Origin of the sequence: Euzebyella saccharophila (assembly GCF_014855495.1) — a bacterium.
In the GTDB taxonomy this organism is placed as follows: Bacteria; Bacteroidota; Bacteroidia; order Flavobacteriales; family Flavobacteriaceae; genus Euzebyella; species Euzebyella saccharophila.
Genome location: NZ_JACYFJ010000006.1, coordinates 13878 through 31187, shown reverse-complemented (window position 1 = coordinate 31187; position 17310 = coordinate 13878). Strand labels below are relative to the sequence as shown.

Annotated in this window: 13 protein-coding genes; 1 reads left to right on the top strand and 12 read right to left on the bottom strand. The window is 39.5% G+C overall.

The genetic code is table 11. The features are described from left to right. Positions 1 to 71 precede the first annotated feature (71 nt). The 5 genes from IL355_RS15935 to ruvB form a co-directional block, all read right to left on the bottom strand. Positions 72 to 1523 (bottom strand): MFS transporter, encoded by a 1452-nt coding sequence (locus IL355_RS15935; RefSeq protein ID WP_192463113.1) that lies wholly within the window; start codon positions 1521 to 1523, stop codon positions 72 to 74. Between the two features lie 116 nt (positions 1524 to 1639). After that, entirely contained in the window at positions 1640 to 3100 is a 1461-nt protein-coding gene (gene gtfA / locus IL355_RS15930; protein ID WP_192463112.1) for a sucrose phosphorylase, read from the bottom strand. Positions 3101 to 3342: 242 nt separating this feature from the next. Then, complete coding sequence (gene queG / locus IL355_RS15925; protein WP_192463111.1) at positions 3343 to 4263, bottom strand: tRNA epoxyqueuosine(34) reductase QueG; 921 nt, start codon at positions 4261 to 4263, stop codon at positions 3343 to 3345. Between the two features lie 53 nt (positions 4264 to 4316). Then, positions 4317 to 5651: a cytochrome P450 gene (locus tag IL355_RS15920; protein WP_192463110.1), complete on the bottom strand. Its 1335-nt coding sequence runs from the start codon at positions 5649 to 5651 to the stop codon at positions 4317 to 4319. A gap of 10 nt (positions 5652 to 5661) precedes the next feature. Then, entirely contained in the window at positions 5662 to 6684 is a 1023-nt protein-coding gene (ruvB, locus tag IL355_RS15915) for a Holliday junction branch migration DNA helicase RuvB (protein WP_192463109.1), read from the bottom strand. Between the two features lie 128 nt (positions 6685 to 6812). On the opposite strand from ruvB, the gene IL355_RS15910 reads away from it, so the two are divergent. Next, positions 6813 to 9077: an acyl-CoA dehydrogenase family protein gene (locus tag IL355_RS15910; protein ID WP_192463108.1), complete on the top strand. Its 2265-nt coding sequence runs from the start codon at positions 6813 to 6815 to the stop codon at positions 9075 to 9077. Positions 9078 to 9086: 9 nt separating this feature from the next. Here the strand turns inward: IL355_RS15910 and IL355_RS15905 are convergent, their stop codons facing one another. From IL355_RS15905 to nrfD, 7 genes are all read right to left on the bottom strand, one after another. Then, a complete protein-coding gene (locus IL355_RS15905) occupies positions 9087 to 9908 on the bottom strand; it encodes a GIN domain-containing protein (protein WP_192463107.1) in 822 nt (273 codons plus the stop codon). Between the two features lie 148 nt (positions 9909 to 10056). Next, positions 10057 to 11886: a cytochrome c oxidase subunit I gene (locus IL355_RS15900; protein WP_192463106.1), complete on the bottom strand. Its 1830-nt coding sequence runs from the start codon at positions 11884 to 11886 to the stop codon at positions 10057 to 10059. Positions 11887 to 11945: 59 nt separating this feature from the next. After that, positions 11946 to 13034: a cytochrome c oxidase subunit II gene (locus tag IL355_RS15895; protein WP_187456098.1), complete on the bottom strand. Its 1089-nt coding sequence runs from the start codon at positions 13032 to 13034 to the stop codon at positions 11946 to 11948. Positions 13035 to 13066: 32 nt separating this feature from the next. Further along, positions 13067 to 14389: a quinol:cytochrome C oxidoreductase gene (locus tag IL355_RS15890; RefSeq protein WP_192463105.1), complete on the bottom strand. Its 1323-nt coding sequence runs from the start codon at positions 14387 to 14389 to the stop codon at positions 13067 to 13069. A 16-nt stretch (positions 14390 to 14405) separates the two neighbouring features. After that, the gene (locus tag IL355_RS15885) at positions 14406 to 14993 is read right to left on the bottom strand and encodes a c-type cytochrome (RefSeq protein WP_187456100.1); all 588 of its coding nucleotides are present in this window, start codon (positions 14991 to 14993) and stop codon (positions 14406 to 14408) included. A 2-nt stretch (positions 14994 to 14995) separates the two neighbouring features. Then, on the bottom strand, positions 14996 to 15529 hold the full coding sequence (locus tag IL355_RS15880) for a DUF3341 domain-containing protein (RefSeq protein WP_187456101.1): 534 nt from the start codon (positions 15527 to 15529) through the stop codon (positions 14996 to 14998). Between the two features lie 3 nt (positions 15530 to 15532). Further along, positions 15533 to 17281 (bottom strand): NrfD/PsrC family molybdoenzyme membrane anchor subunit, encoded by a 1749-nt coding sequence (gene nrfD, locus IL355_RS15875; protein ID WP_192463104.1) that lies wholly within the window; start codon positions 17279 to 17281, stop codon positions 15533 to 15535. Positions 17282 to 17310 lie beyond the last annotated feature (29 nt).

The window sequence follows — 17310 nt, the reverse complement described above, 5'->3', positions numbered from 1 at the left end:
AAAAAATCGGAAAGAGCATAAAAAAAGAGCGGGAACAAAAATACTTCCCGCTCTAAACAAACAACTTAACTCTAAATTATTATCTTTTCTTCGTCCTTGGGAATACGCAACCTCATGGCTAAAACTGCTGCTATGATGAAAAATACCCCTCCAAAAAGAATAGCGTTAACAGCACTGTTGCCTAAATAGTTTTTGATAATAAAACCAAATGATACGGTTTGAATGAGCATAGGAATGACAATCATCATATTTACGATGCCCATATAAACACCCCTTCTATCTTCCGGAATCACCTTAGATACCATTGCATATGGAATACCCATCATTGCCGCCCAACCGATACCGAATAATATCATGGGAACCAATAGCCCATATTGGTTGCTAATAAAAGGCATACTCAACATGGCAATACCGGTGAGCACTAAACTACAGACATATACCAATTTTGAACTATATTTTCTAGCGATAGGCACCAACAACAAAGCGACCAGCATTGTAACCAAATTATAGGTACCGTTCATTAAACCTGTTTGCGCCAATGCTTGTTCCGATAGATTTTGAATGTTCTGTGCAAAAGCCATATCCCCTGTTCCTACAACCCCACCAGAGTTACAGGCTGCCATAATGGATTCAAACTTTTCATTGTCTTCCGAACTGATGCCGTACATACTGGAACGTAACATGGGAGTGATAAACTGCCAATAGACAAAGAGGGCGTACCACTGAAAAAGGTAAACTCCGGCCAATCTCCACATTAGCTTTGGCATATCGCCTATGGCATTAAAAATTTCTGCAAAGGGCGCAATCATTCTAGCAACCAGTGATTTCTTGGAGTGTTTTTGAATATGTGCAATTTCTTCTTCGGAAGGTGGAATTTCCGGCGTCTTGTAGACAGACCATAAGATAGTCCCTAAAGAGGCAACCGCTCCCAAAAAGAAGGAGTAATACACCCAAGTAGGAATTGCCGAAACCGTTTCAGTAGTTGTTGAACAAAGACTACCTGCCTCTGAAGCTACTCCAAACCAATCCTGAAATAGGAAAAGTGAAAAGTTGGCCAAGGTAATCCCTGCACCAACGAACAAACTTTGCATTTGAAAGCCATAAGTAAGCTGATGGTCCGGTAACTTATCGCCAACAAAGGCCCTGTACGGTTCCATTGCCGTATTATTGGCGGCATCCAAAATCCAAAGAAGACCTACCGCAAACCATAAATGGGAACTATAAGGAAAAGCAAAAAGACAAATACTGGCTGTAATTGCCCCAATGAGGAAGAAAGGTTTTCTACGTCCCCATCTAGGAGACCATGTTTTGTCCGATATGGCCCCAATTATCGGTTGGATGAGCAATCCGGTTACAGGACCTGCCAAATTTAAAAGAGGCAATTCCTCATGATGAGCCCCTAAAAAGGAGAATATAGGATTGACGGCAGTTTGTTGCAGACCAAAACTGAACTGGATTCCAAAGAAACCCACATTCATATTCCAAATCTGCCAAAAACTTAAGGCTGGCTTTTTAATTTTCATAAGATTGTAATCAAATCAATTAAATATGCCCAACAAGATAGCGTTTTAACAATTACGCAACTAGGCCTTCTACCTTCATACCTTTATTTTCCGGTATGAAGTTCTTTCTTTACTAATTAAGAAAAGGTCAATTTCTGTTCCAATGAAGACTCAGAGTAAATTATTTCAACCTCCATTACATCCAAGTAAACAAACAGCTCCGCCCACTCCTTACCATTAAGCCATTTTAAATGAAGGACATTGGACTTTGTATCCTTCACCTCAAAAATACCTTCAAAAGCGGGATGGGAATTTCTTAAAACTATGAGTTTTTTGAAATTTTGAAAAAAGTAGGAATCAATGCGTTCATCAATTTCCTTTAATGTATAAAAGTGGCGGTTAATATCACGCCCAACATTGGTCTCCTTTAAAAGTGCCATATCATTCTCACCCGCTAGCAACCCTACGTAATAAACCTGAGGCACTCCGGGAACAAAAAACTGAATACACCGCGCAATAAGATACTCCTTTTCATTTCTGCCCAAGGCTTCAAAATACGTACTGTTCACTTGATACAGATCCAAATTGGAAGCAGCGGCACCGGTAGCTTTTCTACTTGTACCACTACTATTTTTATGCATTTTTTCAACAATATCGCTGAGCACATCATCTTTGATCAATCCAGGTTTTCCATCTTCAGATGCCACATCCACGATACCAATCCCGTCATGGGTATCCAACACCGTAACCACATTTCTTGGAGAAATCGCTAACCAGTTTTTTAAATTACCGGCATCTTTGTTGAACAGGGTATCAAGTACCAAAACAGGCAACGCAAAATCATACACATAATCTACTCTTTTGGCAATTTCTATTTGGGTCTGGTAAAAAGAATGAATCTCCACCAATACGGCGATTCCCTTTGCACGGGCCTTTTCCGTAATGGCCGATATAAACTCAAAAGTTTCATCGATCATAAAACAGGAAGTTCCTGCTTTTTTAATGGCATAACCCGCTGCATCTAAGCGAATCATAGTAACACCGGAAGCCTCAAATGTTTGGAGTATGTTATCTAAATACTCCTCCCCTTTTTTTGAAGTAACATCAATATCTATTTGATTGGAAGTAAAGGTGGTCCAAACATTCTTTTCCGCACCATCTGCCAAAGTGAATTTGGTAAAAGGGAGACCGGGTCTGGGTCTATAAATTTTTGTAATTTCTTCCTTGGATGCCCCATTTGGAAAAACCTTATCCTCCGTTAAGATCAACTCATTAAATTCAGACTTTTCCCCCTTTTCAAGATAATTTTGAAATTGTTCCGATTCTGCTGAAATATGGTTTACAATTAAATCGGCCATAATATCCACTTCTTCGCTTAGGGATTTTAGGTCATTCCAATTTCCAAGCCTTGGGTCAATCTGGGCATGGTTTTTTGGATCAAAACCAGCATCTTCCCCGTCTATAGGATTGAAAAATGGAAGAAGGTGTACTCCCCCAAACAATCCTTTAAACTGATTTTGAATCAAGCTTTTTAAATCGGAAATATTCTCGCAGCCTATTCGATCAACATAAGTGATCAATTGCACCTTGTTTTGCATGTATGGAATTCGTAAAAGTTGAGTCTTCTTAAATGGTGTACAGCCAAAAAATCATTGAAAGCCTGTAATTTTCAGCTACTTTAGACCAAGTTAGAAAACTAAAAACGTAAAACGACCAATTAAAAAAAGAAGATATTAACCGAAAACGTTAGAGAATAAAAAAACTTCTTTATTCGTGCATAAGTGGAATAAAATAAGCTTAAGAGGAAATAAAATGGAGGAATTTTAAAATTAATTTGCGATTATTTCAGAAAATCGATATTTCTCTTAAGACCTGAAAATTTAGTACGTTTTACTGCCGATTTTCTAAACACCTTTTTAAAAACATCTTCCGTAATTTCTTCCCAATCGTTTTTGGTCATTTCCAACAAATTTGGATGCGGATTAAAAAGCGGTTCTTGATGCGGTTTTGAAAAACGGTTCCATGGGCAAACATCTTGGCAAACATCACAACCAAAGGCCCAATCATCCAGCTTGCCCTTAAAATGGGTAGGCAATTCATTTTTCAGTTCAATCGTAAGATAAGAAATACATTTACTGCCATCTACCACATAAGGCTCCACAATGGCGCTGGTAGGGCAAGCATCAATACAGGCCGTACAGGTACCGCAATGATCGGTAACAGGGGTATCATAATCCAGTTCAAGGTCAACGATCAGCTCCGCAATAAAATAGAAGGAACCCACTTGCTGAGTCAATAAATTACTGTTCTTACCTATCCAACCCAACCCACTTTTTGCCGCCCACGCCTTATCAAGAACTGGGGCAGAATCTACAAATGCCCTACCGCTCACTTCACCAATTTCCTTTGCAATAAACTCCTGCAGCTGCCTTAGTTTACCTTTTATAATATGATGATAGTCTTGCCCATAGGCATATTTTGAGATTTTATACGTTCCGGACCTTTGTTGTTCTTTCGGATAGTAATTAAGTAAAAGGGATATAACCGATTTTGCTCCGTCTACCAACAAACGAGGGTCCAGACGTTTGTCAAAATGGTTTGCCATATAGCCCATTTCCCCATGCATTTGCTTGTTCAGCCATTTTTCGAGGCGAGGTGCTTCCTCCTCAAGAAATTCTGCTTTGGAAATTCCACAGGAAAGAAAACCCAGACGCTGGGCTTCCTTTTTGATTATATCGGTATAAGTTGATTGGGAATTCAATTGGACTAATTTAAAACGAAGGTACAATTAAACCGAAACCAAAAAAAGCGAGGCTATCGCATCGAAAACTGTAACGGCACGCTTTTTGGCTTTAAGGATATCAATGGGTTGATGGCAACCTCCCTCATTTGGGTGCCAACCTTGTATTTTTTTAAGATCAAGCCTATAACCAAAACCATTTCAAACATGGCAAAGTTATTACCAACACACATTCTGGGGCCGGCACCAAAAGGATAGTAATAGGAAGCGTACCGCTTAGGGTCACCTTTTTGAAATCTGTACGGATCAAACTTTTCAGGGTCTTTCCAACAAGTTTCCGTTCTATGAAGTTCGTACATACTCATGAGCCAGACCGTATCCTTTTCATAGGTTCTTCCTTTTACCTTATCGGTTTCCAAACTCACCCTATCTATTACATACACGGGTGGATAAAGTCTCATGGCTTCCTCAATGCAGTTTTTGGTAAAATTCAATTGCGAAATTGCTTCCATCAAGTCTGCGGAAAAATCTACTTTACTTACTTCCTTAAAAACCTCCTCTTGAAATTTAGGGTTCTTTGCCAACAAAAAAAGCGTAAAACTTAGGGCATTTGCAGTGGTCTCATGGCCCGCCGTAAACAAAATAAGTACTTCATCTATCAATTGTTGCCTAGACATAGGCGTGCCATCCTCATACCGTGCTTGCAATAACATATCCAAAAGGTCATCTTTTTCAGCCCCTGAAGATATCCTCTCGTTGATAATAGTGTCCAATAGTTCCTGGGCTTCCTTGGAAAGTTTCAAATGTTTGCCAATTTCACCTTTTAGATGAAACCACCATTTAAAAAATGGCTGTCTCATTTCTTTAATGAGCATTTTCTGGTTGGTTTCCGTAATTTCTTGAAGCCGTCTCATTCGTTTACGAAGATTGTCCGCACTGAAAAGGGACTGGGCTACCACTTGAAAGGCGATATCTCCCATAAGGGGAAACACATCATAATCTCTATCCTCCTTAATTCTTTTCAATTCCTGTTCAATACTTTTGAACATCACACCCAATAAACCTTGTAATTTCCTTTTATGAAAGGCAGGCTGAACCATACGCCGGTGAACCCTCCAAAAACCACCGTTAGAAGTCAGCAGACCACGACCAATGTATTTTCCTAAGTCTTTGGTCTGCAAAGAGGATTTATGGTAGTTTTTATGATTCTTTTGTAGAATGTATTGAATGGTTTCTGCATCCTTGGTAAAAACCACTTTACCCCCAACACCTATATTTACTTTAAAGGTATCGCCATATTTCTCAAAATTTTCATGATGAAAGGGCAAGGGGTTTTTTAAGATCCTTTTTCTATTCTTAAAAACCTCTATAGGAGATACCGTTACAATTTCATTTACAGCTTTCTCCATTTGTTAAGTATTAAAAAAGTCCTTGCTGGGCTCCAGGTTTGGTTTTTCCCAAATGCCTATAAGCAAGCTCCGTTACCTCCCTACCCCTAGGTGTTCTCATAATAAAGCCCTGTTGAATCAAAAAAGGTTCATAAACCTCCTCAATGGTTTCGGCGCTTTCAGAAACTGCGGTTGCCAGGGTAGTGATTCCCACGGGGCCTCCCTTAAACTTTTCTATGATGGTAGAAAGTATTTTATTATCCATTTCATCCAAACCATGGGCATCCACATTAAGTGCCTTTAAGCTGAATTTTGAAATTTCCAGATCAATCGATCCATTACCCTTTATTTGGGCAAAGTCACGCACCCGGCGTAAAAGTGCATTACAGATACGGGGCGTTCCTCTACTACGGCCCGCAATTTCAATGGAAGCCTCATTGCTAATGGGCACTTTTAATATATCTGCACTACGTTGTACAATCGTGGAAAGCAACTCCGTATCATAATATTGCAATCGGCTGGAAATACCAAAACGGGCTCTCATAGGTGCCGTTAACAATCCGGAGCGCGTTGTGGCTCCAATTAAAGTAAACGGATTCAAATTAATTTGAACCGTACGGGCATTTGGGCCCGATTCTATCATGATATCTATTTTGTAATCTTCCATTGCGGAGTAAAGGTATTCTTCCACAATAGGGCTTAATCTGTGAATCTCATCAATAAAAAGTACGTCCCTTTCATCTAGATTGGTCAATAAGCCAGCCAAATCCCCGGGCTTATCCAATACAGGACCAGAGGTCACCTTTATCCCAACACCTAACTCATTGGCCAAAATGTGGGCCAAGGTAGTCTTACCCAGTCCCGGAGGACCATGAAAAAGAGTGTGATCCAATGCCTCTCCCCTTTGGTTGGCTGCCTGAACAAAAATTTTAAGGTTTTCCAAAACCTGCTGTTGTCCCGTAAAATCATCAAAAGTAACCGGGCGCAAGGCTTTTTCAATATCCATTTCCTCTGAGGAAAAGTGATCACCGGTAGGGTCTAGATACTCATTCATAGAAAAACAAAGATACAGGAAAGAAGGCAGAACTTTTAAATACGGGATTGTCAAAAATGTGGCGTTCTATTTTTTAATTCCCAAAAATCCAGTGGAAAATTAAATCAAAAAAATCGTAAATTCATTTTATGCAAAAACAAGTATACCCTCCGCAAGTATTAAAATACATTCCTCTATTTTATGTGATTTGGTCAGACAATTTGGTAACCGCTTCGGAAATCAACGTGGTTCAAAACACTATTGAACAAGACGAAAAATTATCCCCTTCGGAAAAGGAAGACCTCTTAAATTGGTTGCAGCCCAAAAATCCGCCGGCAGACGATGTCATGAAAAACTGGAAGCTTTTTATCTCCAACTCCAAAGTGAAATTAATTGAGAGCGAAACGCATCCACTGGCATCCTTTAGTGAAAAAATAATACGCCACTACCATACCGCTACGGTGGAAACAACACCCTTAGAACATATTGAAGTTAACCTAGGAATTCAGCCCAATCATTACAATCATTTATTTGATGTTGATGTAGTTCATGAAAGTAGTTCCAATTATTACGACGCTGCCCGTTTAGACCAACTATTAAAAGGAAAACATACTCTACTGATAGACAATTTTAGACAAACGCTGAACCATCCGATTTTTGAGTGGGACATTCACAGAAACAAGGAAAACTTTCGCCAAAAAGTATTGGATCAAGTGACCTTTTTGGCCGAAAAGGGATTTGGGGCATTGGCCTACCCAAATGACTATGGCGGTACGAACAATATGGAAGGCTATGCTTATATGTTTGAAAATATGATGTATGCCGATGGCAGTCTTTGCATAAAATTCGGTGTTCAATTCGGACTTTTTGGAGGTAGTATTCAAAAGCTTGGTACTAAAAAACACCATGACCAGTATTTAACCGATACTGGAAAAGCAAAACTATTAGGATGCTTTGCCATGACGGAAACCGGTCACGGCTCCAACGTTAGGGGAATTAAGACAACGGCAACCTACGACCCAAAAACGGACCATATCATCATACATACACCGGGGAACAATGACAATAAGGAATACATTGGAAATGCCCTTCATTCCAAAATGGCATCTGTATTTGCCCAGCTGATCGTAAATGGCAAGAACGAGGGAGTTCACGCTATTCTAGTACCCTTAAGAGATAAAAACCATGAACTATTGCCCGGTGTAAAAGTAGAGGACAACGGATATAAATTAGGGCTTAATGGGGTTGATAATGGTAAAATATGGTTTCACCAAGTAGCCGTACCAAGGGAAAATCTCCTAAATAAGTATGGAGATATAACGGAAGATGGCAATTACAAATCAGACATCAAAAATCCAAACAAAAGGTTCTTTACCATGTTGGGCACCTTGGTGGGAGGTAGAATTTGTGTGGCTCGCGCCGGATTGGGAGGTGCTAAATATTCCCTAACCGTAGCCATTAAACATGCTTTACAAAGAAGACAGTTTAATGATAGTATTAAAGTACAAGAGGACCTTTTAATGGACTATCCTTCTCATCAAGTTAGATTGACACCTTTGGTAGCTGGCACTTATGTTTATCATTTTGCATTGGACAAAATGATGGAAACCTATTGCGATGAAAGTCAGCCGGACAAACGTGTGGTGGAAACACAAGTGGCCGGACTCAAATCCATAATTACCTGGTATGCCAATAGCACTATTCAGGAATGTAGGGAGGCTTGCGGAGGAAAAGGATATTTATTGGAAAACAGAATTGCAGATTTAAAAGGTGACGTTGATATCTTCACCACATTTGAAGGAGACAATACGGTGCTGCTTCTACTGGCCGCAAAAGGGGTTTTAAGTGATTTTAAAGCAGAATTTAACAGTGCCGGGTTTACAGCAGTATTAAAAATATTGGGAATACAACTTAACAATACCCTCACCACCAGTAATCCCGTTTACTCCAACAAAGTAGACAAAGAGCACTTGTACAATCCTAAATTTCATAAACATGCACTTAATTATAGGACAAGGAGGTTGACCTATACCCTAGCCATGCGCATACGAGACTATATTAAGCAGGGAATGCCTTCCTATCAAGCATTCTTAAAGGTTCAAACACATTTGCTGGCCTTGGGCAAAGCTTACAGCGTTGAATTGGCCTATGAAACCTTTTCCACTTATGTTGTAACTATGGAGGATGACAAGTACAAAAGTCTTTTCGAAAAAATGGCTACCCTATATGCACTTCATGAAATAAGAAAAGACGCAGCTTGGTACTTGGAACAAGGTTATTTGGGCAGCACAAAATCGAAGGCTATTAGACAAAGAGTGGAAAGACTGTGTACAGAGTTACGGCCTCATTTGAACAGTCTTGTGAATGGATTTGGAATTCCGGAACATTGTTTGACCGCCCCAATAGCACAATAAAGAAAAGCTCTATTTTTCCTTATGAAGTTCTGCAGTATCATTAAACTCTAAAAGGGTCACTTGTGGATTACCATATAAATGAGTTCTGGTCGAACCGGTGGCAGTCAACTCTAAATCTTCACTTGCATTAACATCTGCATTTGCGGAATGCTGAATGGTTAAAAAGACTTTTGCAGCCTCCAGCCTTTCCGCTTTCAAACTAGAATTCTCCATAAGATCTGCAAATAATTGATCGGTGGTTCCCTCCAATTTTATAGATGCGTTCTTATACATTTTAATATTGTTTAATTGCGTCATGGTATATACCTTGGCATCTACGCGATCTTTGAGAATAAGACTTATTTCACCACCATTCACATTAAAGTCGCCAAAACTATTTCCTTCCATGTTTACATTGGTAAGGTCTGCGTCCGTACTCAATTCAAGTTTGGAAGAGTTATAGGTGTTTATATATAGCTCTCGAGTACCTATAGGGCCATCAGCAATCATTTTGCCATCCAATAGCGTAATGGCACTTAATTCATTATAATACACCGTGATATCCAATTTTTTCTTACCGGTGATATTATAGAACGAGCTTATGACCAGGGTACTATCCTCCACCTTAAATTTTAGAACATCAATAAGATTATCATCGGCTGTAATGGCATACCCTTCACCTGCGGCTCTCTGTAAATGAATTTCTAAATCATCCTTTAGCTCAATAGCACTATAGGGCGGTAAATCTTCCTGATAATCCACAACTTGTTTGTTCCCTTTTATTTTAGGCTTTCGTTGGGCGCTTACCTGCAGAACGCACAAAAAGGAAAGAAATAAAATTAAATGCTTCATAATGGTTTAGTGTTTATGCCCTAATTCTATTTATTTCAAGACAGAGGGTGGTGAATTTCTATCCTTAAGAATTAAAGCCTATCTCAATATATCAAAAAAAATGCCCAACTATATAAGTCGGGCATTTTTTATTTGAATAAGTATATTTTTAGTGATGTAGTTCCTCTTCGTCTTTCTGAAGCGGAACAATCTGCGGAACAAAATCCTGACCAGGAATAATGTACTCTCCATTTTCATCTACTTTACTGTAATCGTAAGCCCAGCGATGAACTTCAGGTATAGGTCCCTCCCAGTTACCGTGAATATGTTTATTACCGGTAGTCCATTCCAAAGTAGTAGATTTCCAAGGATTTTGTGGGCCCTCTTTTCCATAGAAAACACTATGTATAAAGTTATAAACGAATACCAACTGAGCTGCACCAGCGATTAAGGCAAACACGGTCATTAAGACTTGCACATCGGCCAATTCATCAAACATTGGGAATGCTGTATTCTCATAATATCTCCTAGGAACACCTGCCATTCCCACAAAGTGCATTGGGAAGAATACCCCGTAAGCACAAACTGCGGTTACCCAAAAGTGTACATATCCCAAGTTTTTGTTCATCAATTTACCCTCAAACATTTTAGGGAACCAGTGGTAAACACCTGCAAACATTCCGTATAGGGCAGAAATACCCATTACCAAGTGGAAGTGAGCTACAACAAAATAGGTATCATGAACATTAATATCCAAGGTACTATCCCCTAAAATGATACCTGTAAGACCTCCTGTAATGAAAGTGGAAACTAGTCCTATAGAGAACAACATTGCAGGGTTGAGCTGTAGGTTACCTTTCCAAAGAGTGGTAATGTAATTAAAAGCTTTAACGGCGGAAGGTATAGCAATCAACAAAGTTGTAAAGGTAAATACCGACCCAAGAAATGGGTTCATTCCAGAAATAAACATGTGGTGCCCCCATACTATGGTAGATAAAAAGGCGATAGCCAAAATGGAAGCAATCATAGCCCTATAACCAAAAATTGGCTTTCTTGCATTGGTAGACATAATCTCGGAAGTAATTCCCAATGCCGGAAGCAATACAATGTATACCTCAGGGTGACCCAAGAACCAAAATAAGTGTTCGAACAAAACGGGCGAACCTCCCTGGTAGTGTAATACTTCACCCTGAATGAAGATATCAGAAAGGAAGAAAGAGGTACCAAAACTTCTATCCATTATCAGAAGTAATGCCGCAGATAAAAGAACTGGGAAAGAAATGATACCGATAATAGCCGTTACAAAAAAGGCCCAAATGGTTAATGGCAATCTTGTCATGGCCATTCCCTTTGTTCTCAGATTGATTACCGTAACTACATAATTCAAAGAACCTAAAAGAGAAGAGGCAATGAAAATGGCCATAGAAACCAACCAAAGGGTCATACCTAAACCTGACCCTTGTTGAGCCATTGGCAAGGCACTCAATGGCGGATAGATAGTCCAACCTGCCGCTGCAGGACCTGCTTCAATAAATAAGGAAGCCACCATTACCACACAAGAAACAAAGAACATCCAAAAAGAAAGCATGTTCATAAATCCTGATGCCATATCTCGGGCACCAATCTGTAATGGAATCAGTAGGTTACTAAAGGTACCACTAAGACCTTGGGTAAGTACAAAAAATACCATTAATGTTCCATGGATAGTAACCAACGCTAGATACACATCAGCATCCATAACACCTTCGGGCGCCCATTTTCCGAGAACAGCCTCAAAAATAGAGAAGGACTCCCCTGGCCATGCCAATTGCATACGGAACAGTAGGGACATTGCTATTCCCAAGAATCCCATTATCAATACACCAGTGATAAAATATTGCTTGGCAATCATTTTATGATCCTGGCTAAATATGTACTTGGTTACAAAAGTCTCTTTGTGATGGTGCCCATGATCGTCATGTGCATGGTCATCTACGTGTGCATGTGCTGTAACAGACATAATCTAAATTTTATTAATTTTCTTTTCTAGCTTCTAAATTTGTATCTCCCAACCGAAACTTATTGAACACCGTTCATTGCAGTATCGGAATCTCCCTGATTTAATACCGTCTCCGCAAAAGTACCTTGATCGGCAATCCACTTCTCATACTCCTCTTGTGTTTCTACCACAATTTTCATTTGCATATTATAGTGTGATTTACCACATATTTTATTACATAAAAGGATGTAATCAAACTCCCAAGGATCGGAGTTTGGTTCTCCATTTGCGGCTCTCTCAGAACGTATTTCATTGGTGCGTCTAACCTTATCCTTTATATCCGGATTTTGACGCATTTCCGCGGTAGTATAAATAGGAGTAAAAGAAAACTCCGTAATCATACCCGGTACACAGTTCATCTGGGCTCTAAAATGAGGCATGTAAGCCGAGTGCAAAACATCTTGAGATCTCATTTTAAAATTGACCTTACGACCCACTGGCAAGTGCAACTCTTTAACTACCACATCATCAGCTGCATAAGAATCTCCCTCATCAAGACCTAATATATTGGCCTTGTTAATATCTATCATTCGTACATTAGCATCTCCCAATACATTGTCCTCACCGGCATATCTAGCCGTCCAACCAAATTGCTGTGCATAAAGCTCAACCACAAGTGGGTCATCCTCATCATTCACATCCATGATAGTAGTCCAAGTATAAAGACCCCATAAAATTAAACCTGCCAAAACAACCACAGGGATAATGGTCCAGATAAACTCTAACTTATCGTTATCCGCATAAAATAAAGCCTTATTACCCTTTTTACCTCTGTATTTATATCCAAAGTAATGAAGTAATGCCTGAGTAATTGTTTGAACAAAAAATATAATTACAAAGGATACCAACATTAGGCTATCATACTCGTCACCATGTGCTGAAGCCGCCTCCGGCAATAAAAACTTACCATAGTTATAGAAACTAAAGATGGTAATAGCGTAAATGAAAATCAAGAAAGCGAATAATAAATAACCATTGGTTTGGTTATCACTATCGTTTGCTATTTGGGAGGTCTCGGCCTTTAATTGTGACAATTCAAATATTTTGGTCATTTGCCAAATAGCAATTGCCACTAATACCAAAACCGCTAAAATCAATACTGTAGTCATCGTATGCTCTACTATTATGCGTTAAAATTACTCTAATAATGGAAATGCCTGCTTTCCTCTATAAATGGATTTCTCTTTGGTTGTAAAGGAACTGTTGCTAATGCTCTGAATACAAAGAAAATGAACAGCCCCGCAAAGAACAAAACAGCACCAATCTCAGGAATACCAATAGACCATTGGTCACCCACAGTGGCCGGCATAACCATATTAAATATATCAAGGTAATGCCCAAGAAGGATTACTATACCCCCTAGAACAACAAACCAATTTATACGTTTATAATCACTATTAATCAAAAGCAATACAGGGAACAGGAAGTTCATTGCTATCATTCCAAAGAAAGGTAATTTAAAGTCCTCAATTCTGGTAATATAGTAGGTAACCTCCTCAGGAATATTAGAATACCATATCAACATAAATTGAGAGAACCATAAGTAAGTCCAGAAGATACTTATACCGAACATAAACTTGGCTAAATCATGGATATGGCTGTCATTTACGTCTGGTAACAATCCTTTGGATTTTAAATAAATAGTTACCATGGCTATTACGGTGATGCCCGAAACGAACATACTCGCAAACACATACCATCCAAATAAGGTACTAAACCAATGCGGATCCAAACTCATAATCCAATCCCATGACATCATGGATTCAGACACCAAATAGAAAACCAAAAAGCCTGCAGACCACCTGAAATTCAATTTGAAATTGGCATTATCATTGGCCTCGTCCTGTTGTAAAGACAATTTTCTAGAATACTGTCGATAGAATATCCATCCACCTAAAAAGATAGCCGCTCTAATTAAAAAGAAAGTAGGATTTAAATATCCGGATTTGCCCTGAATTAGTTCATCATGAGCAACGACCTCAGGGTCCATCCAAACAAAAAGATGGTTCATATGCAATACGGACATAACCAATATTACGAATACAATAATACCCCCAGGCACCAAATAAGCCGTAATACCTTCCATCACCCTAAACAACAATGGAGACCATCCTGCTTGTGCGGCTCGTTGAATAGCATAAAATGCCAAAACTCCAAGAGAGATCATGAAGAAAAAGAAAGCTCCCACATAGAGGGCCGCCCAAGGCTTGTTCCGTAATTGATGTAATACATGTTCATCATGAGAAGCGTCATGTTCCCCGCCATGTGCATCAGCACCATGACCACCTGTAGCAGCGTGTGTTTCAGTTGCATGAGCACCATGGCCATCATCATGACTGGCCACAATTGCCTTTGCTTCCTCCACGGTACTTGGCATGCTAATGAAACCTATTGCTATACCTAGGAATCCTACAGCCATTAAAATGAACGAACCTATTTTTAATTTGTTTGAAAACGTATACATATCGCCTCTCTAGGAATTATTTCGTTAAATCTTCTTTAAGTTTCATAACATACTCGGAAACTTGCCACATTTCTTTGGTATTCATTTGCGAAGCATAAGAACCCATGGAATTGAGACCGTATTGAATAGTATGCATGGTGGTACCAACGGTGATATTACGAGCTACATCATCATAGCTAGGTACACCTAATATCTTTTCTCTTTTTACCAAAGTTCCTTGTCCATCACCCTTATCTCCGTGACAAATAGCACAATAGATGGTATATAATTGACCACCCGCCGCTAAATTATCCTCACTCTCAAGAGAATCCAAGGGACTGCTCATTACCCTGGCCAATTCCTTGCCTGAAGGGGAATTTTCATAAGGATAAGGCATCCAACCCCTGGGAATAGTATTGTCCGGAGGTAACATTGCCTCGGAAACTCCCTTGAACAAAGCAATTCTAGTAGTTTCGTCCTCATTAAAACCTTGATACGTCTCGTAACCTACAGGCTCATACATGTTAGGCATGTATTGATAGTTTGGCTCCGTTTGATCACTCCAGCAGGATACCAATAAAAATAGGCTTGAAAACGCTAATGCTATTTTACTAAAACTGTTCATAGTTAGTGACTGTTGTTATTTTCCATTACATTGATTTCTACCGCACCGGTATCCATCAATAATTCGGTAAGCTCCTTCTCATCTCCGTGCACTTCAATCTCCATTAAAAAATGGTCATCTGTAGTTCGCTTATCCGGGTTTTCAGCTTCTTTAAAAGGCCAAAGACGACTTCTAAGATAAAAAGTGATAACCATTAAGTGAGCCGCAAAGAAAACTGTAAGCTCAAACATAATAGGCACAAATGCCGGCATATTCTCCAAAAAGCTAAAGCTCGGCTTACCACCAATATCTTGAGGCCAATCCTCAATCATGATAAAATTCATCATAGTAACGGCTACGGTCAAACCTACACAGCCGTACAAAAAGGAAGTAATAGCCAACCTTGTTGGGGCCAATCCCATTGCCTTGTCCAAACCATGTACGGGAAAAGGACAATAAACCTCTTCAATATGATGTTTTGCAGCCTTTACCTTCTTTACTGCATGCATTAACACATCATCATCGTTATAATATGCATGTATTGTTTTAGACGCCATAGCCTATTTTTTATTATTTAGTAAAACCGCCTGACCGGCCCAATCATCACGTTGCGCCCTACCAGGGAAAGATCCGGTAATAGAGTCCAACAAATCGTACTCCCTTTCGGTCATTCTAGCAACTTGGGCAAAAGTATAAATACCAATCTCATTGAGGGTTGCTTCCATCTGGGGACCTATACCTTTTATTTTCTTTAAATCATCCGGAGTCTGAGTTGCTGCATCAAAGGTACCCAAGCTGCTAAGCAAATCATTTACACCTGTTTTATCCCCCACTGTAGGAACTTCTTCTCCCATCAAAACGTCATCGGTAATAATTTCGCTTTTTAAATTAGCCGCCTGCATCCTTTCAATCTTATACAAAGGCTGACCGGCATCCCTTAATTTCTTGTAGCGATCTCCAGAAGATTTTAAAATAGATTTTACTTCCGCTTGCGCAATCACTGGGAACGTACGAGAATATAATAGGAACAACACGAAGAAGAACCCTATGGTACCTACAAATATTCCAATATCCACAAAAGATGGAGAGAACATTGTCCAAGAAGATGGCAAGTAATCCCTATGTAAGGAAGTAACGATAATCACAAAACGTTCAAACCACATACCAATATTTACCACTATGGATATAAAGAATGAGAACATTATGCTAGTACGTAATTTCTTGAACCACATAAACTGTGGTGAAAATACGTTACAAGTCATCATAGACCAATAAGCCCACCAGTAAGGACCTGTAGCCCTGTTCAAGAATGCATATTGTTCATATTCCACTCCAGAATACCAAGCCACAAACAATTCTGTAATATATGCACAGCCCACTATGGAACCGGTAATCATGATTACAATGTTCATTAATTCAATATGCTGTACCGTAATATAATCTTCCATATGACAAACCTTTCTCATAATGATGAGAAGCGTGTTTACCATAGCAAAACCAGAGAAAATGGCACCTGCAACAAAATACGGTGGAAAAATAGTGGTGTGCCATCCAGGTATTACGGATGTGGCAAAGTCAAAAGATACAATCGTGTGAACAGAAAGTACCAATGGGGTAGCCAAACCAGCCAATACTAAGGACACCTCTTCAAATCGTTGCCAATCCTTGGCACGACCACTCCATCCAAAACTTAATAAACTATATATCTTTTTCTGAAAAGGGAGTATTGCCCTATCCCTCAACATTGCAAAATCCGGTAACAAACCTGTCCACCAGAATACAAGGGAAACAGATAAGTACGTAGAGATCGCAAAAACGTCCCATAGAAGTGGGGAGTTAAAGTTTACCCACAAAGATCCAAACTGGTTTGGTATTGGTAATACCCAGTATGCCAACCATGGTCTACCCATGTGAATAATTGGAAAAAGTCCTGCCTGAACTACAGAGAAAATAGTCATCGCCTCTGCAGAACGGTTAATAGCCATTCTCCATTTTTGACGGAACAATAACAGTACCGCCGAAATCAATGTACCGGCGTGTCCGATACCTACCCACCATACGAAGTTGGTAATATCCCAAGCCCAGTTAACTGTTCTGTTAAGCCCCCAAGTACCAATTCCGGTAGAAATAGTATAAATGATACACCCAATACCCCAAAGGAATGCCACCAAGGCAATGGAAAAAACAATCCACCAGTGTTTGTTGGCCCTTCCCTCTACAGGAGCAGCAATATCCACACTAACATCGTGGTAGCTTTTATCCCCGGTAACTAAGGGTCTTCTTATAGGTGCTTCGTAATGCGACGCCATATAATTCTGTTATAATTGTTTACTTAAAA

Excerpts from the sequence above, each read along its gene's own strand:
- IL355_RS15935 (WP_192463113.1), bottom strand. The coding sequence starts at position 1,523 with ATGAAAATTAAAAAGCCAGCCTTAAGTTTTTGGCAGATTTGGAATATG.
- gtfA (WP_192463112.1), bottom strand. The coding sequence starts at position 3,100 with ATGCAAAACAAGGTGCAATTGATCACTTATGTTGATCGAATAGGCTGC.
- IL355_RS15920 (WP_192463110.1), bottom strand. The coding sequence starts at position 5,651 with ATGGAGAAAGCTGTAAATGAAATTGTAACGGTATCTCCTATAGAGGTT.
- ruvB (WP_192463109.1), bottom strand. The coding sequence starts at position 6,684 with ATGAATGAGTATCTAGACCCTACCGGTGATCACTTTTCCTCAGAGGAA.
- IL355_RS15910 (WP_192463108.1), top strand. The coding sequence starts at position 6,813 with ATGCAAAAACAAGTATACCCTCCGCAAGTATTAAAATACATTCCTCTA.
- IL355_RS15905 (WP_192463107.1), bottom strand. The coding sequence starts at position 9,908 with ATGAAGCATTTAATTTTATTTCTTTCCTTTTTGTGCGTTCTGCAGGTA.
- IL355_RS15900 (WP_192463106.1), bottom strand. The coding sequence starts at position 11,886 with ATGTCTGTTACAGCACATGCACACGTAGATGACCATGCACATGACGAT.
- IL355_RS15895 (WP_187456098.1), bottom strand. The coding sequence starts at position 13,034 with ATGACTACAGTATTGATTTTAGCGGTTTTGGTATTAGTGGCAATTGCT.
- IL355_RS15890 (WP_192463105.1), bottom strand. The coding sequence starts at position 14,389 with ATGTATACGTTTTCAAACAAATTAAAAATAGGTTCGTTCATTTTAATG.
- IL355_RS15885 (WP_187456100.1), bottom strand. The coding sequence starts at position 14,993 with ATGAACAGTTTTAGTAAAATAGCATTAGCGTTTTCAAGCCTATTTTTA.
- IL355_RS15880 (WP_187456101.1), bottom strand. The coding sequence starts at position 15,529 with ATGGCGTCTAAAACAATACATGCATATTATAACGATGATGATGTGTTA.
- nrfD (WP_192463104.1), bottom strand. The coding sequence starts at position 17,281 with ATGGCGTCGCATTACGAAGCACCTATAAGAAGACCCTTAGTTACCGGG.